This window comes from Candidatus Angelobacter sp. (genome assembly GCA_035643775.1).
In the GTDB taxonomy this organism is placed as follows: domain Bacteria; phylum Bacteroidota; class Bacteroidia; order Flavobacteriales; family Blattabacteriaceae; genus DASQPV01.
The window spans coordinates 226,885-249,251 of record DASQPV010000016.1 but is presented as its reverse complement, the minus strand read 5'-3'; the positions used below and the strand labels follow the sequence as shown (position 1 = coordinate 249,251).

At 30.1% G+C, this 22,367-nt stretch carries 23 protein-coding genes, 1 tRNA gene and 1 pseudogene; 10 read left to right on the top strand and 15 right to left on the bottom strand.

Features of this window, described 5'->3' with window-relative positions:
• A pseudogene (locus tag VE128_01495) lies at positions 1-140 on the top strand (histidinol-phosphate transaminase).
• Between the two features lie 12 nt (positions 141-152).
• Here the strand turns inward: VE128_01495 and ilvB are convergent.
• Together ilvB and ilvD are read right to left on the bottom strand one after the other, a co-directional pair.
• Entirely contained in the window at positions 153-1,859 is a 1,707-nt protein-coding gene (gene ilvB / locus VE128_01490; protein HZD84206.1) for a biosynthetic-type acetolactate synthase large subunit, read from the bottom strand.
• Position 1,860: 1 nt separating this feature from the next.
• On the bottom strand, positions 1,861-3,561 hold the full coding sequence (gene ilvD / locus VE128_01485; GenBank protein HZD84205.1) for a dihydroxy-acid dehydratase: 1,701 nt from the start codon (positions 3,559-3,561) through the stop codon (positions 1,861-1,863).
• 13 nt (positions 3,562-3,574) lie between these two features.
• Here ilvD and lipB point away from each other — a divergent pair, with 13 nt between their 5' ends.
• Positions 3,575-4,267 (top strand): lipoyl(octanoyl) transferase LipB, encoded by a 693-nt coding sequence (gene lipB, locus VE128_01480; GenBank protein HZD84204.1) that lies wholly within the window; start codon positions 3,575-3,577, stop codon positions 4,265-4,267.
• On the opposite strand, the gene hisS is transcribed toward lipB, so the two are convergent.
• Positions 4,257-5,672, bottom strand: a complete 1,416-nt coding sequence (gene hisS / locus VE128_01475; protein ID HZD84203.1) for a histidine--tRNA ligase — start codon at positions 5,670-5,672, stop codon at positions 4,257-4,259. The genes lipB and hisS overlap by 11 nt on opposite strands.
• A 75-nt stretch (positions 5,673-5,747) precedes the next feature.
• On the opposite strand from hisS, the gene VE128_01470 reads away from it, so the two are divergent.
• Positions 5,748-6,335 (top strand): transaldolase family protein, encoded by a 588-nt coding sequence (locus VE128_01470; GenBank protein ID HZD84202.1) that lies wholly within the window; start codon positions 5,748-5,750, stop codon positions 6,333-6,335.
• Positions 6,336-6,429: 94 nt separating this feature from the next.
• The gene (gene fumC, locus VE128_01465) at positions 6,430-7,827 is read left to right on the top strand and encodes a class II fumarate hydratase (GenBank protein ID HZD84201.1); all 1,398 of its coding nucleotides are present in this window, start codon (positions 6,430-6,432) and stop codon (positions 7,825-7,827) included.
• 2 nt (positions 7,828-7,829) lie between these two features.
• Here fumC and obgE read toward each other — a convergent pair whose 3' ends face one another.
• Entirely contained in the window at positions 7,830-8,765 is a 936-nt protein-coding gene (obgE, locus tag VE128_01460; protein HZD84200.1) for a GTPase ObgE, read from the bottom strand.
• Positions 8,766-8,770: 5 nt separating this feature from the next.
• On the opposite strand from obgE, the gene dapA reads away from it, so the two are divergent.
• The 3 genes from dapA to VE128_01445 are packed head-to-tail and all read left to right on the top strand — an operon-like array spanning position 8,771 to position 10,744.
• Positions 8,771-9,757 carry a 4-hydroxy-tetrahydrodipicolinate synthase gene (gene dapA / locus VE128_01455; protein HZD84199.1) on the top strand — a complete coding sequence of 329 codons (987 nt, stop codon included), beginning with the start codon at positions 8,771-8,773 and terminating at the stop codon, positions 9,755-9,757.
• Positions 9,754-10,422 (top strand): tetratricopeptide repeat protein, encoded by a 669-nt coding sequence (locus VE128_01450; protein HZD84198.1) that lies wholly within the window; start codon positions 9,754-9,756, stop codon positions 10,420-10,422. Before dapA ends, VE128_01450 begins: the two co-directional genes overlap by 4 nt.
• 4 nt (positions 10,423-10,426) lie before the next feature.
• A complete protein-coding gene (locus tag VE128_01445; protein HZD84197.1) occupies positions 10,427-10,744 on the top strand; it encodes a hypothetical protein in 318 nt (105 codons plus the stop codon).
• A 3-nt stretch (positions 10,745-10,747) separates the two neighbouring features.
• On the opposite strand, the gene VE128_01440 is transcribed toward VE128_01445, so the two are convergent.
• A tRNA-Lys gene (locus VE128_01440) sits at positions 10,748-10,820 on the bottom strand.
• Positions 10,821-10,915: 95 nt separating this feature from the next.
• On the opposite strand from VE128_01440, the gene VE128_01435 reads away from it, so the two are divergent.
• Both VE128_01435 and tilS read left to right on the top strand, forming a co-directional pair.
• Positions 10,916-11,437 (top strand): shikimate kinase, encoded by a 522-nt coding sequence (locus tag VE128_01435; protein ID HZD84196.1) that lies wholly within the window; start codon positions 10,916-10,918, stop codon positions 11,435-11,437.
• Positions 11,427-12,722 carry a tRNA lysidine(34) synthetase TilS gene (gene tilS / locus VE128_01430; protein ID HZD84195.1) on the top strand — a complete coding sequence of 432 codons (1,296 nt, stop codon included), beginning with the start codon at positions 11,427-11,429 and terminating at the stop codon, positions 12,720-12,722. Before VE128_01435 ends, tilS begins: the two co-directional genes overlap by 11 nt.
• 2 nt (positions 12,723-12,724) lie before the next feature.
• Here the strand turns inward: tilS and trpA are convergent, their stop codons facing one another.
• From trpA to rho, 9 genes are read right to left on the bottom strand one after another with little or no spacing between them, the layout of a single operon-like run.
• Positions 12,725-13,498: a tryptophan synthase subunit alpha gene (gene trpA, locus VE128_01425; protein ID HZD84194.1), complete on the bottom strand. Its 774-nt coding sequence runs from the start codon at positions 13,496-13,498 to the stop codon at positions 12,725-12,727.
• Between the two features lie 41 nt (positions 13,499-13,539).
• Positions 13,540-14,709 (bottom strand): tryptophan synthase subunit beta, encoded by a 1,170-nt coding sequence (trpB, locus tag VE128_01420; protein ID HZD84193.1) that lies wholly within the window; start codon positions 14,707-14,709, stop codon positions 13,540-13,542.
• Positions 14,706-15,329 (bottom strand): phosphoribosylanthranilate isomerase, encoded by a 624-nt coding sequence (locus VE128_01415; protein ID HZD84192.1) that lies wholly within the window; start codon positions 15,327-15,329, stop codon positions 14,706-14,708. The genes trpB and VE128_01415 overlap by 4 nt, the downstream gene beginning before the upstream one ends.
• Positions 15,326-16,123, bottom strand: a complete 798-nt coding sequence (locus tag VE128_01410; GenBank protein ID HZD84191.1) for an indole-3-glycerol phosphate synthase TrpC — start codon at positions 16,121-16,123, stop codon at positions 15,326-15,328. Before VE128_01410 ends, VE128_01415 begins: the two co-directional genes overlap by 4 nt.
• A 6-nt stretch (positions 16,124-16,129) precedes the next feature.
• Positions 16,130-16,297 carry a hypothetical protein gene (locus VE128_01405; GenBank protein ID HZD84190.1) on the bottom strand — a complete coding sequence of 56 codons (168 nt, stop codon included), beginning with the start codon at positions 16,295-16,297 and terminating at the stop codon, positions 16,130-16,132.
• A gap of 44 nt (positions 16,298-16,341) precedes the next feature.
• A complete protein-coding gene (locus VE128_01400) occupies positions 16,342-17,094 on the bottom strand; it encodes an anthranilate phosphoribosyltransferase (protein HZD84189.1) in 753 nt (250 codons plus the stop codon).
• Positions 17,091-17,672: an aminodeoxychorismate/anthranilate synthase component II gene (locus tag VE128_01395; GenBank protein ID HZD84188.1), complete on the bottom strand. Its 582-nt coding sequence runs from the start codon at positions 17,670-17,672 to the stop codon at positions 17,091-17,093. The genes VE128_01400 and VE128_01395 overlap by 4 nt, the downstream gene beginning before the upstream one ends.
• Entirely contained in the window at positions 17,654-19,069 is a 1,416-nt protein-coding gene (locus VE128_01390) for a chorismate-binding protein (GenBank protein HZD84187.1), read from the bottom strand. The genes VE128_01395 and VE128_01390 overlap by 19 nt, the downstream gene beginning before the upstream one ends.
• A 17-nt stretch (positions 19,070-19,086) precedes the next feature.
• Entirely contained in the window at positions 19,087-20,334 is a 1,248-nt protein-coding gene (gene rho / locus VE128_01385) for a transcription termination factor Rho (GenBank protein HZD84186.1), read from the bottom strand.
• Between the two features lie 28 nt (positions 20,335-20,362).
• Here rho and prfA point away from each other — a divergent pair, with 28 nt between their 5' ends.
• Positions 20,363-21,430, top strand: coding sequence for a peptide chain release factor 1 (gene prfA, locus VE128_01380; GenBank protein ID HZD84185.1), 1,068 nt, complete (start codon positions 20,363-20,365; stop codon positions 21,428-21,430).
• On the opposite strand, the gene fmt is transcribed toward prfA, so the two are convergent.
• Positions 21,427-22,365, bottom strand: a complete 939-nt coding sequence (gene fmt, locus VE128_01375; GenBank protein HZD84184.1) for a methionyl-tRNA formyltransferase — start codon at positions 22,363-22,365, stop codon at positions 21,427-21,429. The two genes, prfA and fmt, sit on opposite strands and share 4 nt — an antisense overlap.
• Positions 22,366-22,367: the final 2 nt, after the last annotated feature.

The window sequence follows — 22,367 nt, the reverse complement described above, 5'->3', positions numbered from 1 at the left end:
AGTATCCTCGTTATCCTAATCCTTTTCAAGTAGAACTTAAGAAAGAGATCTCATTTATTAAAAATATTTGTGATAAAAAAATATTTCTTGGTAATGGAAGTGATGAAATTATTGATTTGATCATACGAATCTTTTGTAGACTTTATCTCTATTTACATTAACATAACTTCATCTACAAAAGTACCTGAAGTTATCATTGGAAAAACGTTGTTTTCTTTTTCTATAATTACTTCAAGAAAGTAAGGACCATTATTTTCATAAAACATTTTTTTTATTGCTAAAACGATATTTTTCCTAAACTGAACTTTTTCTCCATAAATTCCATAAGCTCTAGACAACTTCATAAAATTTGGATTGACTAATTCAGTATACGAATAACGTTTTTCGAAAAAAAGTTGTTGCCATTGACGGACCATTCCTAAAAAATTATTATTGAGCAATACAATTTTTACTGGAATATTGCTTTGGAGAATGGTTCCTAGTTCTTGAATAGTCATTTGGATGCTCCCATCTCCTGTGATACAAATTACCTGGCGATTTTTTTTTACTCCAATTTTAGCACCTAAAGATGCTGGAATAGCAAAACCCATTGTCCCAATTCCACCCGAAGTAACTTGGCTCCTTTTAGGAGAAAAATTAAAATATCTGGAAGCGATCATTTGATGCTGTCCTACATCTGTAACTAATATTGCGTTATTTTTTTTATACTGATTTATTTTATGAATGACTTCTCCCATTGTCAATTTATTTTCTTTCGGATAAAGATCACTTGTTAAAACAATTTTTTCCTCTTTAGATTTTAATTCTAAAAAATTTTTGAGCCATTCTCCATTACTCTTTTTCTGTACGAGAGATGTAAATTTCGGTATTGTAATTTTGCAATCTCCAAGAATTTGGAGCAAACAAGGGATATTTTTCTCAATTTCGCAAGGATCTATATCTAAATGAATAATACTTGCTTTTTGGGTATATCCATTTATATTTCCGGTTACTCTATCATCAAAACGCATGCCTATAGAAACAAGAACATCGCACTTATTGGTTAAAACATTTGGAGCATAGTTTCCGTGCATACCCAGCATTCCCATAAAAAAAGGATGTTCACTATCTAATGCACCTAATCCTAGGAGTGTACATGCATATGGTATTCCTGTTTTTTCAACAAATTTTTTTAATTCCTCTTCTGCATTAGCTAAAATAACTCCTTGTCCAAATATTATGAATGGCTTAGTTGCAGAATTAATTAGTTTAATAGCCTTTTTAATTTTATTTATGTAAATAATCTCTTTTTTATACTTTTCAAATACATAAGGGCCCTTATAAAAATGGATTCTCTGAAACTGAGCATTCTTAGTTAGATCAACAAGTACTGGACCAGGTCTTCCAATTTTAGATATATAAAAAGCTTTTCGAATAGTTGGATAAATATATTCTGCATATGGAACTTGAACATTCCATTTAGTAATAGATAAAGATATATCGATGATATTTATTTCCTGAAAAGCATCAGTTCCAATTAAAGAAGAGGATACTTGCCCACTTATACATACAATGGGAGCGCTGTCTATCATTGCATCTGACAATCCAGTAATTAAATTAGTGGCTCCAGGTCCCGAAGAGGTAAGACATACCCCAACCTTTCCACTAACTTTGGAATAACCTTGAGCAGCATGAATAGCCCCTTGTTCGTGCCTAGTTAAAATATGATTAATTGCATTATATTTTTCTCTCATAAAATGCATAACATCATAAACCGGCATTATAGTTCCACCTGGATAGCCAAATACATAATTAACTTTTTCATCTAAAAGAGACTTTATCAAAATTTCAGAACCACAGCATGTTTTTCCCCTATACATGCTATTTATCCGTAATGCATCCTTCTGATGCAGAAGAGACCAATTTAGCGTATTTATATAAATATCCCCTATTTTCTTTTAGGGGAGGAGGGGCCCATTTACTTCTTCTTCTTTGAATAACTTCTTTTCCAACTTTTAAAGTTATTCTTTTATTTTTAGCATCTATGCTGATTAAATCTCCATCCTCAACTAAGGAAATTGGTCCCCCGATTTGTGCTTCTGGACTAATGTGTCCAATCACAAATCCATGAGAACCTCCAGAAAATCGCCCATCCGTAATCAATGCAACATCTTTTCCCAGTCCTACACCAATAATACAAGAAGTTGGCTTAAGCATTTCAGGCATTCCTGGTCCTCCTTTAGGACCTACGTATCGAATAACGACTACATCCCCAACATGAATATCCCTATTTAAGATAGCTCTATTCGCTTCTTCTTCAGAATTAAAAGTTCTAGAAAATCCAGAAAAAATAAATCCTTCTTTCCCTGTAATTTTAGCTACTGCTCCTTCGGTAGCAAGATTCCCGTATAAAATAACTAGATGTCCATTTTTTTTAATGGGACTATTTAATGGATATACTACTTTTTTAGTAAAATACATTTCATCAATTTCAGGATCAGTAAAACCCTGAATATTTTCTTCCAATGTTCTACCTGTTACAGTTAGACAATCTCCATACAGAAACCCGAATTGTAATAAATATTTCATAATAACAGGAGTACCTCCAAAAGTAGATAAATCCTCCATAAGATATGAACCACTCGGTTTTAAATTTCCAATTAGAGGAACCTGTTTATTTTTATCTTGAAAATCTTTTAGACTTATATCAATTTCAGCGGTTCTTGCTATTGCTAGCAAATGCAAAACTAAATTCGTTGACCCACCTAAAGCAATGGTCAACGTAATAGCATTTTCAATAGATTTTTTGGTAACTATGTCTTTGGGTTTTATATTCTCTTCAAGAAGTCTTCTTATTGCTGGACCTATTTTATGGCATTCTTTGTATTTTTCATAACTAGTTGCTGTAAAAGAAGAAGAACCAGGAAGAGTCATTCCCATTGCTTCCAATGCTAATGCCATTGTGTTAGCTGTATACATACCCCCACATGATCCGGAACTTTGACAAGAATTTTTGATAATGTTCCGATATTCCTTTTCTGAAATATTATTCTCTTTTTTTTCACCTAAAGCTTCAAATGCCGAAACAATATTAAGTTTTTTACCTTTATAGTATACAGAGGAAGAACTTCCTCCGTATACAATTAGAGCTGGTCTGTTAAGTCTAAGCAAAGCCATTACTGCTCCCGGCATATTTTTATCACAGCCAGGTATAGCTATTAAACCATCATAATGATGTGCGTATACAACGGTTTCTATGCTATCCGCAATAAGTTCTCTAGAAGGAAGAGAATACCGCATTCCAGATGTCCCCATTGACATACCATCACTTACACCTATAGTAGTAAACTGAAAGCCAATCATAGATTGATTTTCTATCGAAATTTTTACTTTCTTTCCCAACTTATTTAGGTGCATGTTACATGGGTTGCTCTCATACCAGTTGCTTACAATTCCCACTTGAGCCTTTTTAAAATCTTTTTCTTCTAGTCCAGTAGAATAAAGCATGGCCTGTGCAGCTGGTAAATCTAGAGATTTGGTAATTTTAGAACTATAATGATTCGTTTTTTCTATTTTCTTCATATTTTTTTTTAAAATGCTAAAAGTTTTTTTGGAAGATTTAGGAAAAAAAGATTATAAAGAAACATGGAAATACCAACGTGTACTTTTTGAGAAAATAGCTCATTTTAAATTTTTGAAAAAAAATAGAAAAGTACCGTCTAATTATTTACTATTTGTTGAACATCCAAATTCTTATACTCTTGGCATAGGGGGAGATGTTCAACATTTTCTTTTGTCTGAAGAAGATTTGAAAAGATTTGGAGCTTGTTTTTACAAAAGTGACAGAGGTGGAGATATAACTTTTCACGGAAATGGCCAACTAGTTGTTTATCCAATTTTAGATATGGAATACTTTATTCCTGATATTCATCAATATTTACGAATGCTTGAGGAAGTAACAGTACGGGTTTTATACTGTTATGGTTTAAAGGGGGAAAGATCATCTGGAGAGACTGGGGTATGGATTGATGTTGGAACTTCCAAAGTTAGAAAAATTTGTGCCCTAGGAATTAGGATGAGTAGATGGGTAAGTATGCACGGTTTTGCTATTAATGTTAACACTAATTTGAAATATTTCAAATATATAATTCCGTGTGGAATTAGAAATAAATCTGTAACCTCTCTAGCTAGAGAATTGCATAAAAAAATACCAATGAAAGATCTGAAAGAAAAGGTAAAAAAATCATTTGAAAACGTATTTGATGTAGTGATTCTAACTAGAGAGTGATCTCTTTTATAAAATCCTCAATACAGTCATATTCCACCTCAGTAGTTTTAGACATATCTTTAATTCTAATTTTGTTTTTAACTATTTCTTTTTTTCCAACACTAATCACAAAAGATATTTTTTTCTTAATAGCATACTGAAATTGTTTTTTTACTTTTTCAGCCTTTGGGTATAATTCAGCAGGAATTACTTTTTTTCTTAATTTTGAAATTAACCTATTAGCATATAGAGATTCCTCTTCTCCAAAATGGAGAAATAGTACACGTAAAGGAGTATGATCTTCTGACTTAGGATTCATCATTTTTTTTGCAATATGAATTCTATCTAATCCTAGAGAAATCCCTACACCTGATATATTGGGTAATCCAAAAATTCCAGTTAGGTTATCATATCGCCCTCCACCTCCTATAGAATTTAGGTAAATACCTTTTGGGTTCACTTCAAAAATAATTCCAGTGTAATAGTTTAAACCACGAACTAAACTTATCTGGAATTGCAGATCCACCCAATCCAAACATACTTTTTTTATGATTTTTAAAAAAAATCTAAGCTCTTCAATGCCTTTTTTACCATTTTCAGAAGAAGAAGAAAGTATAATTGCAGAAAGTTTATTTAGCTTTTCTTCAAAATTTCCATCAATATTAAAAACTCCTTGTATCTTTTTCAGATTTTCTTTAGGGATTCCCCTCCTAATCATTTCTTTCCAAACATTATGAGAACCAATTTTATCCCACTTATCTAAAGAAATGATGAAATCTCTCCAGTAATCTTTAATTTTAGCAATATCAGCTAATCCAGAAATTATTTCACGATGATTTATTTTTATAATAACTGGCAAGTTCATGTCGGAAAAAATCTTATCATATAGCTGAATCAACTCAATCTCTTGCCATAGAGATTTTGATCCAATGATATCCGCATCACATTGGCAAAATTCTCTAAATCGGTCTTTTTGTGGACGATCCCCTCTCCATACATTTTGTATCTGATATCTTTTAAATGGAAAATGGATTTTATCTCTATGCATTGCTACATAGCGTGATAAAGGTATCGTTAAATCATAACGAAGAGCCTTTTCAGAAATTTCGACAATAAAAGAACGAAAATTTAATTGTTCTTCTATAAATTTTTGACCTGACTCTAATCCTAGTTGACTCAAGTGTTCAAATTTATATTTCTGTTTCTTTAAAAAATCTCCAGAATTAATTATCTTAAAAATTAATTGATCACTTTCTCCTCCGTATTTTCCAAAAAGAGTGGAAAGATTCTCAAATGAAGGAGTTTCAATAGGAGAAAATCCGAAAAGCTCAAAATTATTTCTAATTATCTGAATAAGACGATTCCGAGATCTTACTTCTTGTGTAAAAAAATCCCTAGTTCCAGGGGGAAGACTAAGCTTTTTCACGTTTTATTGGATTGGAGAAGTATATTCAAAAATAATTATTTATATTTGTAATTTGTAAGGTTAAGTGTAAATATTATGTATTTTTTTATTGATACAGCAAATCTGGAAAAAATTCGTAAAGCAAAAGATTTAGGAATAATTGATGGAGTAACTACAAATCCATCTTTAATAGCTAAAGAAAACATAATCGTAAACAGGAATATTTTTAAACATTATCAAAATATTTGCTCTCTAGTTGAGAGAGATGTAAGCGTGGAAGTAATTTCTACTGATTTTTATGGAATAGTTAAAGAAGCGGAGTTTTTAGTGGATTTACATACACATATTGTAGTAAAAATTACTATGAATACGAACGGCTTTAAAGCAGTTCGGTATTTTTACCAAAGAAACGTTAAAACAAACTGTACATATGTATTTTCTATTAGTCAAGCAATTTTAGCAGCTAAAGCAGGAGCTTCTTACGTTCAAGATATTTCTTATAATATATTAAAGGATATAAGACTAGTTTATAATAATTATGGTTTTATAACTAAAATTCTTGCTGCTTCAATCCGTAATCCAATGCACATTGTAGAATGTGCTAAAATTGGAATAGACGCTATTTCCACACCTTTAGAAACACTAAAGGCGTACAATAATCCAAAATGGGATTATAGCAATTAGAAAAATCAAGCACCAAAAACCTGATATGCTCAGAATAAAAAAAAATAAAAAACCTAGAAAAGGAATAACATCTATCATTTAAAATTAAAAAGCAATGAATTTTCGCATAGAAACAGACACTTTAGGTAAAGTTAAGGTCCCATATGAAAAATATTGGGGTGCACAGACAGAACGTTCAAGAAGTAATTTTAAGATTGGTCAGATAGCATCTATGCCATCTGAGATTGTTCGAGCTTTTGCCTATCTGAAAAAAGCTGCTGCTTATGCTAATTTTGATTTAGGCTTAATCGAGGAAAAAAAAAGGAATTTAATATCACAAGTATGTGACGATATCCTTGAAGGATATCTTAATGACCAATTTCCTCTGGTAATTTGGCAGACTGGATCTGGTACACATTCTAATATGAATATTAATGAGGTAATTTCCAATAGAGCACATGTTTTGAATGGGGGGAATCTAGAAGATGGAAACAGGACAATTCACCCAAATGATGATGTAAATAAATCTCAATCCTCCAATGATACTTACCCTACGGCAATGAGTATTGCTGCCTATAAAGAATTGGTGGATGTTACTTTACCTGGGCTAAAAAAACTGCAAAATTCCTTTAAAAAAAAATCTGAGGCTTTTAAAGAGATAGTTAAAATAGGAAGAACTCACTTAATGGACGCTACACCATTAACCCTGGGACAAGAATTTTCTGGTTATGTTTCTCAAATTAAACAGGGTATCAAAGCCTTAGAAAGTAGTCTAGATCATTTATCGGAAATCGCTATTGGAGGAACCGCAGTTGGAACAGGACTTAATGCACCTAAAGGGTATGACGTAAAATCCTCCATTTACCTTTCCAAATTTACTGGACTTCCGTTTAGACCTGCTGATAATAAATTTGAAGCTCTTGCTTCACACGAAGCCTTAATTAGATCTCATAGCTCTTTAAAACAGCTTTCTGTTTCTTTAATGAAGATATCTAATGATATTAGAATGTTGGCTTCGGGTCCAAGATCTGGAATTGGGGAGATTTTTATTCCAGAAAATGAACCTGGTTCCTCAATTATGCCAGGTAAAGTAAATCCAACCCAGTGTGAAGCACTTTGCATGGTCTGTGCTCAGGTTATGGGTAACGATGCTACAATTTCTATAGCAAATTCTTTTGGAAATTTAGAATTAAATGTTTTTAAACCGGTTATAATTTATAATTTTTTACAATCAGCTCGTTTGATAGGAGATGCTTGTATCTCCTTCAGTATAAATTGTGTCGATGGAATTATTCCTAATTCAGAAAGGATAAAAGAATTACTTGATCGATCTTTAATGCTTGTAACAGCATTAAATCCAAAAATTGGATATGAAAAATCGGCTATTATTGCTAAATCAGCATACAAAAAAGGAAGTTCTTTAAAGGAAGAAGCTATACGTTTGGGTTTTCTAACGGCGGAACAGTTTGATTCTTGGGTAAGACCAGAAAAAATGACAGGGAATCTAGATTAACGTCATCTAAAGAAATAAGTAGAAGATTGTACTTTCTCCAATAATTTTTCTTTTAGATCTATCAATCCTTCTTTATTTTTTGATGAAATGAAAATGGGTTGAAAAGATAAGTTTTTCTTTATTTTAATATTTTCATTAATTAAGTCAGATTTAGAAATAACTATTAAACGAGGTTTCTCAAGCAAACATGGATTATATTCCCGTAGTTCAGACAAGAGTATTTCATACTCTTTTTCAAAATCTTTAGTGTTTGCTGGAATAAGAAAAAGAAGAACAGAATTTCTTTCAAGATGTTTTAAAAACCTATATCCTAGTCCTTTACCCTTTGAAGCCCCTTCAATAAAACCTGGAATATCTGCAATAATAAAATCCCTATAATCAGAACAAAAAACAATCCCTAAATGAGGAGTTAGGGTCGTAAATGCATACTCCGCAATTTTAGGTTTTGAGGAAGTAATTGCAGCTAATAGACTAGATTTTCCAGAATTCGGAAATCCAACTAATCCTACATCTGATAAAAGTTTTAGTTCAAGAATAATCCATCCTTCTCTACCTTTCATTCCATATTGGGAATAACAAGGTTTAGAACTTCGGTAATTCCAATTACCTAATCCCCCTTTTCCTCCTTTGAATAGAATTTTTGTTTGATTATTTTTTGTAATCTCGAGTAGAATTTCATTTTTCTCATTTTTTACTACTGTACCTATTGGGATTTCTATAACGCAGTTTTTACCTTTCGCCCCACTAACAGGAAAACCGTTTTCAGCTATGTGATGCTTTTTATATTTTAGATGTAAAAGAGTCCAGCAATGATGATTTCCTCTAAATATTACATTTCCTCCATCTGCACCTCTATCTCTACGAAAATGTACAGATCCATATCCTCCTTTTCCACTTTTGCAGTAAATTTTAACGTTATCTATAAAATTTTTATACATTTTCTTTGAAAACTTCTAAAACAATAATTACCCTTATTTATTTTTATAGATATAAGTTTATTTTTAAGAATATGGATAACAACTGTATATTATATGGAACTGGGGCGGCTCTAATAACACCTTTTAGCGAAAAGGGAAAAATTGATTTTCAAAATCTTGAAAAACTTGTTTCTTACACTAGCAAAAGAGGAGTTTCTTATCTAGTTTTACTAGGAAGTACAGCTGAGCCTTTTTCTTTAAAAGAAGAAGAAAAAATAGATATTATCAATTGTATTAAATCAGCTAATGGAAAAAACCTTCCATTAATATTAGGAATTGGGGGAAACGATCCTGAAAATGTGATTGAGCAAATTTATAAGACGGATCTCACTGTATTTGAATGTATACTTTCTGTTTCGCCTTATTATAACCGTCCAACACAGATTGGTCTTTATATACATTTTAAGTCTATTGCTAAATATACAACTTCTGATATAATGATTTATAATGTTCCGTCTAGAACAGGTTCTAATATACTAACAGAAACTATTGTTCATTTAGCTAACGAGTTTTCTAATATAGTAGGAGTTAAAGAAGCCTCTGGAAATATTTTACAAGCTTATGAAATAATAAAAAAAAAACCTGAAAATTTCAGCGTAATTTCCGGAGATGATTCTTTGGCTTTACCTATTATCTTAGGTGGAGGTGATGGAGCTATTTCTGTAATAGCTCAAGGTTTTCCTAAACAATTTTCTGATATTATTTTTTTAGCAAAAAAAAACAAGCCAGAAAAAGCTTTTCTATTATTCTATAATATTATAGAAATGATTCATCTTCTTTTTGAAGAAGGCAATCCAACAGGAATTAAAGCTTTGTTAAAAATTATTGGAATTTGCGAATCTAACGTTAGATTGCCATTAGTTAAAGCTTCTCTAACTCTGATAGAAAAAATTAAGATAGAATATAGAAATATATTAGTGACTAAATCCATAAGAAAAAAATTACTATTATGATCTGTAAGTTTTTTAAAATTTTTATTCCTATAATAGGGGTATTTTTTCTCTCTAAAAATAACAATTTTCTAGTTATAGAGAGCAAAAACAATAGTTTCGATCAAAAACTAATTTTATATCATGCTTGTTTACATTACGAAAGTAAAAAATATGAAAAATCTCTAAAATTATTTAATCGTTTAGTTTCTATTAATCAATATAAATTGAAAAAAGCTATTCTCTATAAGATAGCAAGGTCTAATTTTAATGTAAAAAATTACATTTTAGCAGGAATTCAATTTTACAACTTTTACCATCTTTATCCAAAGGATAAATTTTCCGGAGAAGCGTTATTTCAATCCGCTTATTGCTATTATTTATCTTCATTTAATCTTGATCATAAGAACACTTATCTAGCAATAGAAAGGCTCAGATTTTTTTTAAAAAAATATCCATATAAGAAAAATTATTCTAAAGCTAAAGAATTATTAGAAAAATTGTTAAAAAAAACCGAAAAAAAATCTTTCGAAAGATCAAAAACTTATTATAATATGATGCAATATAAAGCAGCTTACGTATCTTTTAAAAACTTTATCAATGATTTTAGAGATTTTAGAAACAGTAGTTTCAGAGAAGAGGCTATTTTTTATATGTTTCTTTCAAAGAAAAAGTTAAACTTCATTTAATTATATGGATTTAGGAAAACTAAAAAAAATACCAAAAACAACTAAAATTTTCGATATAAAAAAAATAGAAAAATCTGGAGAAAGCATTTATGCGGTTATTTTAAGATTGAGTAAACGATCTTATGAAATAAATAAACTTATCAAAGATGAAATATATCAAAAAATGGAAAAATTTTTTTCTTATAAATATAAAGATAAGGCACTAGACGAAATTTTGGAAAATAAAGAAACAGTTGGTATCTCCAAGTTATTTGAGGAAGTTCCTCACCCAACTGTTATTGCTACACAAGAATTTTTAGATAGGGACAAGAATATTGACTAATATTGACTTGGCTGGGGATCGAACCCAGGACCCTTACATTAAAAGTGTAATGCTCTACCAACTGAGCTACCAAGTCTTTGTGTATCTAAAAAAATTTGCAAAATTAAAATGTATATATAATTTTAAAAAAAAAAAAATTATATAGTATTAAACCGTAATAATTTTTTTTTTTTGAAATTAATTTTAATTGGATACATGGGATGTGGAAAAAGTTACGTGGGGCATGCTTTTTCCACATATTTAAAGCATCATTTTTATGATCTTGATGATCTTATCTGCAAGAATAAAAAAAAGTCTATTTATGAAATATTCAAAAAAAATGGGGAATTATTCTTTAGAAAGATAGAACATAAAACTCTGAAAGAATTTTTAAAAAACTACAAATCCTATATCCTAGCATTAGGTGGAGGAACACCTTGCCATTATGAAAATATAAATATAATGAATGAAAAAGCGTGCATTGTTTACCTAAGATACGGAGCTTCTTCTTTATTTGAAAGATTGCGTTTACAAAGAGAAACCAGACCTATAATTTACCATTTAGATGATCTATCTTTATTGAGATTCATAAATAATCAACTCTATGAGAGAAGGGGCATCTACGAAAGAGCTAAAAAAAAAATATCTATTAAAGGTAAATCTATTGAAGAGATAGTTTTTTACCTAAAAAGTCTTTTAAAAGATGTTAAATGAAGAAAAACTTTTCAGAGAGATTAAAAAAATCTTTCCATTAGGAAAAAAAATCCTTGTTGCTGTAAGTGGAGGAATCGACAGCATGTCGCTATTAAATATTCTCCTTAAACTAAGGATACCATTTGGTGTTGTTCATGCTAATTTTCAGTTAAGAGGAGATTTTTCTAATAAAGATGAAACCTTCGTAACCTATTTTTGTCTAAAAAGAAATATACCTCTATATAAGAAACGCTTTAATGTTCTTGAAAAGAAAAATATGCAAATTTCGGCTAGAGTACTTCGTTATGATTGGTTTGAACAATTGCTCAACACAAAATCTTACGATTTTCTTGCTTTAGGTCACCATTTAGATGATTCTATAGAAAATTTTTTTCTTAATCTTATTAGAGGCACTGGAATTAAAGGGTTTTTAGGCATTCCTAAAAAAAGAAAGCAATATATACGGCCACTTTTGCCTTTTACTAAATCAGAAATTATCTCTTTTGCCAAGAAACATGATATTTCTTGGAGAGAAGATAGTAGCAATAGTAAAAATGAATATTTTAGAAACATTGTTCGACACGACTTAGTCCCAGTTTTCAAAAAACTTTCTATAAATTTTTACAAAAATTTCCAAAAAACGATCAATTTTCTAAACGAGACCTTTCATTTAGAAAATGAATATTTCCAAAAAATTTCTTCAGAAATTACTGAAGTAAAAACATTCCATCCTTTTTTTTGGAAAATTCACTGTAAAAAACTGAAAAAAATCCATACTCTAACTACTTGTCTTTTTAAATTGTTTTCCCCTTATGGTTTTGTAAATATTACTGATATGATTAGGCTTTTAAACGCTCAATCAGGAAAGCAAATCTTTTCAAGAAAATACAGAATTCTAAAAGATAGAAATTATTGGATCCTTTTGCCTAGGATAAGAAATATAGAGCAAAAAGTCTATAAAATAATAGATCTTCTACCTAAAAAAACCCCTTTTTCTTTATATTTTTCCTTCAATCAGAAGATTGAATCATCTGCAGATGCAGCCTTAGATTTGTATAAATTACAATGGCCTTTACAATTAAGAACTTGGAAAAAAGGCGATTATTTTTATCCATTAGGAACAAATTTTAAGAAAAAATTAAGTAAGTATTTTAAAGACGAAAAACTTTCCCTTTTTGAAAAAGATCATATTTGGATTTTGACAAATGCTTATAATGATATAGTATGGATTGTAAAAAGAAGACTAGACGATAGATTTAAGGTAACTGAAAAAACGAAACATGTATTAAATATTCATTTAAGTTAGAGTTAAGCAAAAAAAAAATTGAAAAAATTTTCAATACTTTCTTCTAATCTTTTTTCTTCTAAAGCTAAATAACTGAGAAATTCACTTCCTATTATTGCCCCTTCAAAAGAAGAACAAGCTATATTAAAATGTATTTTATTGGATATACCAAAACCAACCAATTTAGGAATATTAAAATTTAAATTTTTAATATTGTCAAAAAAAAATAATTGTTCAAAACTAATTTTTTTCTTAGGGCCTGTAGTTGAGGAGGAAGAAACCAAATACAAGAAACTTCTTGTTATCTTACTTAGCATAAGAATATATTTATCAGTAGTTTTGGGGGTAGCTAGGAAAATCAAGGGTAAATCAAAGCTCTTAAAAAGAGTATGGTATTTACTTTTATAAATTTCAACTGGAAGATCCGGAAAAATTAAACCAGATATTCCGGATTTAATACAATCTTTTAAAAATCTTTCTTCTCCAAATTTTAGAAACTGGTTATAATAACCCATAAGTATTATGGGTTTGTTTTTTTTTATTGCATATAATTGACTGAAGAATAGCTTTATGGTTATCCCATTTTCTAAGGCTTTTTGGCTGCTATTTTGAATAATGATTCCATCAGATAAAGGATCTGAATATGGCAAGCCTATTTCAATAATGTCAACTACTTTAATTTCTTGTAATTTTTTAAAAATTTTTTGTGTACTTTTTATATTTGGATAACCTGCTGTTAAATAAATACTTAATATATACTTTTTTTTTTCAAAAAAACATTTTTTTATAGAGTTCACTAGTGTAAATTTTGGCCTACTCTGAGATTTAAGTGATATGATTAAGTGAAATGATGAATATAAGCTTTCATATCTTTATCTCCTCTACCTGAGAGATTTACAATTACCAAATCTTCACGTTTAAGATGTAACTTAGGCAAGATAGCTAAGGCATGAGCGCTTTCTAAAGCTGGAAGAATTCCTTCAAGTTTAGAAATTTCGTAAGCAGCCTGCAAAGCTTCTTCGTCAGTTGCACTAATAAACTGAACTCTTTTACTTTCAAAAAGATGAGCCTGCATTGGTCCAATCCCTGGATAATTTAATCCAGCTGATATTGAACAAGGATTAACTAGTTGTCCATCTTCATTTTGCATTATTATAGACATGCTTCCATGTAAAACTCCCTTAGTTCCTATACAGGAAACAGTAGATGTTTCAGAAGTTTTTGCGGTTCCAGCTGCCTCTACTGCAATAAGCTTTACTGATTCTCTATTTAAAAAATGATAAAAAACTCCAGACGCATTGCTACCACCCCCAATACAAGCCAGTATGTAATTTGGGCAAGAAACGCCTTCTTTTTTAAGAAGTTGTTCCCGTATTTCCTCACTAATAATTGACTGAAATTCTGTAACCATTTTTGGATATGGATGTGGTCCAACGGAAGAACCTATCAAATAATAGCTTTCTGGGTGATTAATCCAAAAACGGATCGATTCATTTACTGCATCTTTAAGAGTTTTTTGTCCTGTTAAAACCTGAATTACCTTTGCTCCAAGCATATTCATACGGGAAACATTGGGAGATTGACGTTCTATATCCTTTTTTCCCATAAATATAATACATTCAAGACCTCCTAAAAAAGCACAAACTGTCGCAGTTGCTACTCCATGTTGACCTGCTCCTGTTTCGGCAATAATTTTTATCTTTCCCAGAGTTTTAGCTAACAAAGCTTGGCCTAAGGCATTATTAATTTTATGAGATCCTGTGTGATTTAAATCTTCTCTTTTTAGGTAAATATTAGAGCAATAAATAGAGGATAATTTTTTGCACAAAAAAAGTGGGGTAGGTCTACCTACAAAATCTCTCAGATAATTCTTCAATTTTCTTTGGAAACTTTTTTTTTCAACAATTTTTTTGTATTTACTATTAATTTCATCAATATTATAGCGAAGCATTTCAGGTATGAAAGATCCCCCGAATTGACCATAAAATCCTTTTTCGTCAGCTATCATTTTCTTATTTTTTTTATAAAGCTCTTAAACAGAATTTTATTTTTTATAGCCGGTTTTTCTTCGAAACGACTATTCATATCTATACAAAATAATTTAGAATGTGAAATCGAAAGAATGGGTGAACAATCATCAGCACTTATTCCACCACTCAGAAAAAAAGGAGTGGGTTCTTTATATTCAGAAAGTTTTGACCATAAAAATTTTTTCCCACTTCCTCCGAAATTTGGAGTATTTGTGTCGAAAAGGAAATACGGACAGATATCCGTGTATGCTTTTACTTTTTCGAAAGAAAAAGAGTCCTTTATCTGGAATGCTTTGATTATTTTCAATCCTTTTCTAGATATTTTTTCGCAAAAATTTGGACTTTCATCTCCGTGCAATTGGACCTTTTTAATCCTGTTTTCAAAGCTTTTCCTTAAGATTTCTTCTTCCGAAGCGTTAACAAAAACCCCAACTTTAGATATTTTTCCTAAATTAGGAGCAATAAAATTTTCTCCAACAAATCTAGGAGAGTTTCTATAAAAAATAAAACCCATAAAATCAGGTTTCAACATGGAAATAGACGAAATATTGGAAAATTCTCTCATTCCACAAATCTTTATTTTCAATTTTTTTTTCATTTTTTAATGAAGAATTCATAAGAAGGAATATTATTCATCTTCTGTATAATTTTTTCACAAATCCTCCAAGGATTAGAAGAATTCATAAAACTTTCTCCTATTAGAAAGCTATGAAACCCTAACTTTTTTAAAAAAAAAATATCTCCAAGATTCGAAATTCCACTTTCAGAAATTTTAAAAAAATTTATTTTTCTAGATAACTGGACCGAACACTCAATATCTATTGAGAAATTTTTTAAATTTCTATTATTAACACCAATAAAGTCAATCTCTTCCTCTAACTCTAAGGGAATTTTCTCTAGTTCGTTTGAAGAATGAAGTTCCATTATTACGTCCAATCCAATATTCTTAGCTTTTTTAACGAATTTAATGAGCACCTCTTTTGAAAGAATTTCCGCAATAAATAAAACAGCATCAGCTCCTATTGCTTTTGAGGCTATTATTTGGGATTCATCAATAATAAAATCCTTTCGTAATATGGGAATGGAAACGTTTCTCCGAGTTTTAGGTAGATCAGCATTTCTAGCTGAAAAATATTTATCATCAGTTAAAACGGATACACCAGATGCACCAGCATTTTCATATCCTATAACTACGTCTTCTATAAAAAATCTTTCGTTAATAAGTACTTTAGTAGGAGAGATTCTCTTGAATTCTGCAATGATTCCAGTTTTGCTTTTTCTAATGCTATTAGATAGGGAAAGACACTTTCTTGGTTCTTCTATTGATTTTTTTTTACTATTTTTTCTAATCTCTTCTTTCTTCTTAGAAATAATTTTGTAAAGAAAATTCATAATATTCTATTTAAGAAAGTTTTTTAATACTTCTTTTGCTTTTCCGCTTTTTAAAGATTCTCTAGCTTGAGAATAACTTTTCTCAAAGTTTTCTTTATTTAACAACATTAAAGCAAAAGCAGTATTTGTTAATACAACTTCGTTTTGTGCAAAAGTCCCTTTTTTTGATAGAATCTCAAAAAATATATTGGTATTTTCTTCAATGCTTTTACCCCCAATTACTTCATTTTCATCATTTTTTTTTTACCTAATGAATTAGGTGAGTAGGGTTTTCCTCCTTTTCGAGTATAGCAGATAAAATTATCCGTTAGAGAAATTTCATCATATCCATCAAAACTATGAATTATAGAATAATAATAATCAGTTTTCTTATAAAATATATTATATAGCCGGGCTACATTAAAATCACTTGCTCCTATTAAAAATTTTTTGGGTTCTATTGGAGAAATAAGTGGACCAAGTATGTTAAAAAATGTTTTTTCTTTTCGAATTCTAGATATCTTATCCAGATGAGGATGGAATAGAGGAGTGTGAAGGTAGCATATCCCAGATATTTCAAGATTTTTTTTTAATTGACTTTCATTTTTTGGAAAAGTATATCCTAGTTTTTTTAAAAGGGTGGAAGATCCTGTAATCGAGGATACACTGTAATTTCCATGCTTAATTACCTTACATCCCGTACCTGCAACCACAAAACAAGCTAAAGTGGAAATATTAAAAGTATTTTTTCCATCACCTCCAGATCCAACTATGTTTATGGCTGGGAAATCTCCCAAATCAACTTTTATGCAAAATTGCATAAAAGCTTCTCGAAAGCCTTCTATTTCTTCTAAAGTAGGAAATCTCATCTTATAAATAGTAATGAGTTTTCCTATATTTGATAGGTTCAATCGATCCATAAATATGTCTATAAAAATACGTTTGGCTTTTTCCCTGTATAAACTTTTTTGGAAGATAAGAGTTTCTTTCATAATGGTAATCTAAGCCAATTTCCTATTATTCTCTCTCCTTGTGTAGTTAAAATAGATTCAGGATGAAACTGTAATCCACGTACTTCGTATGTTTTATGTCTAATTGCCATAATCTCATTTAATGGACCAAGTGCCGTTATTTTTAAATCATTTGGAAAATCCTCTTTTGATAAAACCCAAGAATGATAACGTCCAGCTTTAAACTTTCTTTGTAATCCTTTAAAAAGAACTTCTTTAGAATCGTTAACCTGTATATAATGAGAAATACCATGATAAACTTTTTTTGTGGTTATCAATTTTGCCCCGAATGCAACTCCAATAGCTTGGAGTCCTAAACAAATTCCTAATATGCTTTTTGTTGAGGAATAAACTTTAATAAGAGAATTTAGAAGGTTAAACTCATTTGGTATTCCAGGACCTGGAGAAAGTATTATTTTTTCATAATTTTCAACATTATCTAAAGAGATTTCATCATGTCTAAATACATCAGGATTTTTTCCGTAAAGCTTTTTTACCATATATACTAAGTTATATGTAAAGGAATCGTAATTATCTACGATTAATATTTTCCCCTCCATAGTTTTAAATTTTTTTGGGCAAAATTTATGGATTTAAACAAAGCCATAAGTTTATTTTTTACTTCTTGAACTTCATTATCTTCTATAGACTCATAGAGTATCCCACTTCCGGCTTGGAAAAACAGAGTGTTTTCCTTACTTATAAACGATCGAATAATGATCGATGTATCCATTCTTCCATTTAGTCCGAAAAACCCTATTGCACCCCCATAAATTCCCCTATGTTGATTCTCTATCTGGTCTATAATTTTTATCGACCTATATTTTGGGGCTCCAGAAAGAGTACCTGATGGTAATGTATCCCCGAATATTCTCATTGTAGAAATATCAGAATATAGTTTTCCAGAAACTCTGGAAACCATATGCAGAACATGGGAAAAATATTGAAGTTTTTTGAAACTTTCCACTCTTACTTTTGATGAGTTTCTGCTTAAATCGTTTCTAGCTAAATCAACAAGCATTATATGCTCAGAATTTTCTTTGGGATCTAGGAGAAGTTTTTGGGAGAGGATACTTTCTTCCATTTTATTTATAGATCGAGTAATTGTCCCTGCAATAGGATTAATGTAAGCTATGTTTTTTTTGACTATCAATTGTGCTTCTGGAGAAGATCCAAATATTTTGGAATTTCCATAATCGAAATAAAATAAATATGGAGATGGATTTATCTCCCTAATAGCTAGGTAAACATTAAATTCATCTCCTATGAATTTATGACTAAATTGTCTAGACAGAACGATTTGAAAAACATCTCCATACAAGCAAGATGTTCTTCCTTGTATTATCATATTTTTGTGTTCTTTATCGCTTATGTTTGAGTCAAGTTGTCCAGAAATTTTCAACGTAAAAAAATAGTTTTTTTTCTTTCGTTTAAGAAAATTATTCAATTTTTTAATTGAATACATTCCTTTTTTTTCAGGTAAATTATGTTTTACAAAAATGATTTCATCGCAAAAATGATGAAATATAATAAGATTCACGTAAAATTTTAGACGTATTTGAGGAATACGGTATGTGGACTTTATGGGAGATTTTAAGGATATATTTTCAAAATATTGAATGCTTTCGTAGGAAAAATATCCATAAAAACCTGAATAAGGAGAAGCAATATTTTCAGAGCGGAATTTTTTAAAGAAATTATCGATTATCTTCTTAACTTCAGATCTTCTTAGAATAAGGAAGCTTTCTGAGTAATCGTTTGGATAAGAAATATTGGCCTGATTTTTATCAATAGTAATCTCTGAAATTGGATCTAGACAAAGAATGGAAGCGCATATTTTCTCTAAAAGTAAACTTTTGGGGAAATAATCTCTTAGTTTTAAATATAAATTTACTGGTTTAACGTTTTCAGAAAAATATTTTTCTTGAAAAGTCTTAAAAAGAAATATTGAAGACATCTTTTTATTTTTAGGGATTATTTTTTTGCTATTCGATAAATAATTTTCCTATTCTCAATCATAGAATCAAGAAACGAATCAAAAAACTCTTTATTGTTTTCTGTTTTAGAAATACGTGAAAGTAAAAAATCTATTGCTTCTAGTATATTCATCTCAGAAATATATTTACGTATAATCCAAATTTTTTGTAGTGTTTCAGTCTCCATAAGAAGATCTTCTCTTCTTGTACTTGAAGAAAACAAATCTATGGATGGATAAATTCTACGACTAGAAATATTTCTATCAAGTTGTAGTTCCATGTTTCCAGTACCTTTGAATTCCTCAAAAATAACTTCGTCCATTTTTGATCCAGTATCAATAATAGCTGTAGAAATTATAGTCAAGGATCCTCCATTTTCTATATTTCTAGCTGAACCGAAGAAAATCTTCGGTTTATGCAACGCTTTTGCATCAATACCTCCTGATAAAACTCTTCCGGAAGATGGATATACAGTATTAAAGGCTCTTGATATGCGGGTAATGGAATCCATTAAAATGCAGACGTCATGCTGACATTCAACCATTTTTTTAGCTTTTTTAGAAACAATTTTAACTACTTGAACATGTTTTTCAGCTGATTCATCAAAAGTTGATGAAATAACTTCTCCTTGAACACTTCTCTGCATGTATGTAACCTCTTCAGGACGTTCGTCAATTAACAAAATCATCAAGTATACTTCTGGATGATTAGCTGAAATAGCATTCGCTATTTCTTTAAGTAGAGTCGTCTTTCCCGTTTTTGGGGCAGCTACTATCATTCCACGTTGTCCTTTCCCAATTGGAGAAAAAATATCAATAATTCTTGTAGACAATGTAGCTTTCTGTCCAGAAAGATTGAATTTATCCATTGGGAATAAAGGAGTTAAGTATTCAAAATAGATTCTTTTTCTTACCTTATATGGGTTACAATTATTAATTTCAATTATCTTAATCAAGGTCAAATATTTTTCTACCTTTTTAGGAGTACGAACTTTTCCTTTTACTGTATCCCCTGTCTTTAGTCCAAAAAGTAGAATTTGATACTTAGATACATATATATCTTTAGGAGAGGCTAAATAATTAAAATTAGAGGATCTTAAAAATCCATAATTATTATCAGGTATTATTTCTAAAACACCTTCATTAAGATGTTTCTTAAGTTTTTTTTTAGGAATAGTAAAAAAATATTTTTTAGTAAAAATATATTCTCCTACTCCTACAATATTGAGAGTCTTCTCAATAATCATAGTTTTTTTGCTAGATAAAGATAAAATAATGAAAAAAAATTTTTTTTTCGAAAAACTTGAAAGCATAAAACATCGTTTTGATGAACTTTCAGAATTAATAATTAGCCCAGATATTATCGCAGATCATAAGAAATATGGATCTCTTCTACGTCAATTAAAAGACCTTGAAAAAGTCGTTGAGATCTATAGAATTTATAAAACTTATAAAGAAAACGTTTCAGAAGCAGATAAAATCTTAATCACAGAAGAAGATCCAAAGATAAAGGAATTAGCCCATATTGAGAGATATAAAGCTTTATCCGTTTTGTCTGATCTAGAAAAAGATATTCTGAATATTCAGAAAAAACAGGAAGATGATAATAATGCTATTATTGAACTTCGTGCTGGAACTGGAGGAAACGAAGCTTGTCTTTTTGTTGAAGATATTTACCGCATGTATACAATGTATTTCAAATACATGAGATGGAAATTTGAATTATTGAATGCGCAAGCGTCTGATGTTAAAGGATATAAACAAATCATTTTAAATGTTTTTGGAAAAGGAGCATATGGAATATTGAAATTTGAATCAGGGGTACATAGGGTGCAACGGGTTCCAAAAACAGAATCTCAAGGACGGTTACATACTTCAGCAATAACAGTTGCAGTTTTTCCAGAGATAGAAGATATAGAAGTTGATTTGAATCTTTCAGATATAAAAAGGGAAACTTTTCGATCAAGTGGAGCGGGTGGACAAAATGTTAATAAAATTGAATCTGCTGTACGTCTAAAACATATTCCAACTGGAATTTTTGTTGAATGTCAAGAAGACAGATCCCAACATAAAAATTATGAAAAGGCTATGAAAGTCTTGCGTTCACGTATTTATCAAATTGAATTGGATAGTAAAAAAAAAGAACGGGCTGTTGAAAGAAAATCTTTAGTTTCAACAGGAGACCGTTCTGCAAAAATAAGAACCTATAATTATCCCAAAGGACGGGTAACGGATCATAGGATAAATAAGTCTATTTATACTCTTGAAGAATTTATGAACGGAAATATTCAAGAAATGATTGATGCTTTTAGATCTATTGAAACTCTCGAAAAATTTATTTAACAACATACTAAAATTTTTTGTCTAAGACCATTAATAAGATCTTTTTTTTGCATTTTTCGTTTTCCCTCTATTTTAGCCTCAAAAACTAAAATATATCCATCTTTGGCAGAAATTTTTATTTCTGATGATGTTATTATTACTCGTCCTGAATACTCATTCTTTTCTGTAATTAAAGTTTTACCCCTATAAATTTTCATTCTTTTTTTATCTTTTTTCGAATATAGAAATGTCCAAGCGCTTGGATGTGGACTTAATCCTCTAATCTTATTGAAGATGACTTTTACTGAAGAATTCCAATTAATACGGCAATCCTGTGTTGAGATTTTTGGAGCAATTTGAAAATTTGAAGAAAGTTGAGGAAAAGGCTTTATTTTTTTTAGGAGTACTCCTTCTATAGTTTCTAGAACAAGATTAGATCCTATGTATGCTAAGCGATCATAAAGATCGCCAAAGGTTTCTTGCTTTCCAATCTGGACTTCTTTATTAAGAAGAATTTTTCCCATATCTACTTTATCGTTTATAAGAAATGTCGTTAATCCAGTATTATTTTCACCATGGATAATAGCCCAGTGGATGGGAGCTGCTCCCCTATATTCAGGTAATAATGAAGCGTGCAAATTAAAAGTTCCCATTTTGGTAAGGCTCCAAACTTCTTTTGGTAGAACTCTAAAAGAGACTACAACTTGTATATCTGCTTTCCATTTTTTTAAAGATTCTAAAAAAAAATATGATTTAAGATTTGTTGGTAATAACAAAGGGAATCCTAGGGATTTAGAAATTATTTTTATTATAGATTTATGCTTTTTAAAACCCCTACCATAGGTTTTATCAGGGGGAGCAATCACTCCCATTATAGGATATCCTTTTTCCCAAATTTTTTTCAAAGAAACTGCAGAAAAAATGGTTGTTCCAAAAAATACAATTCGTTTACTCATAT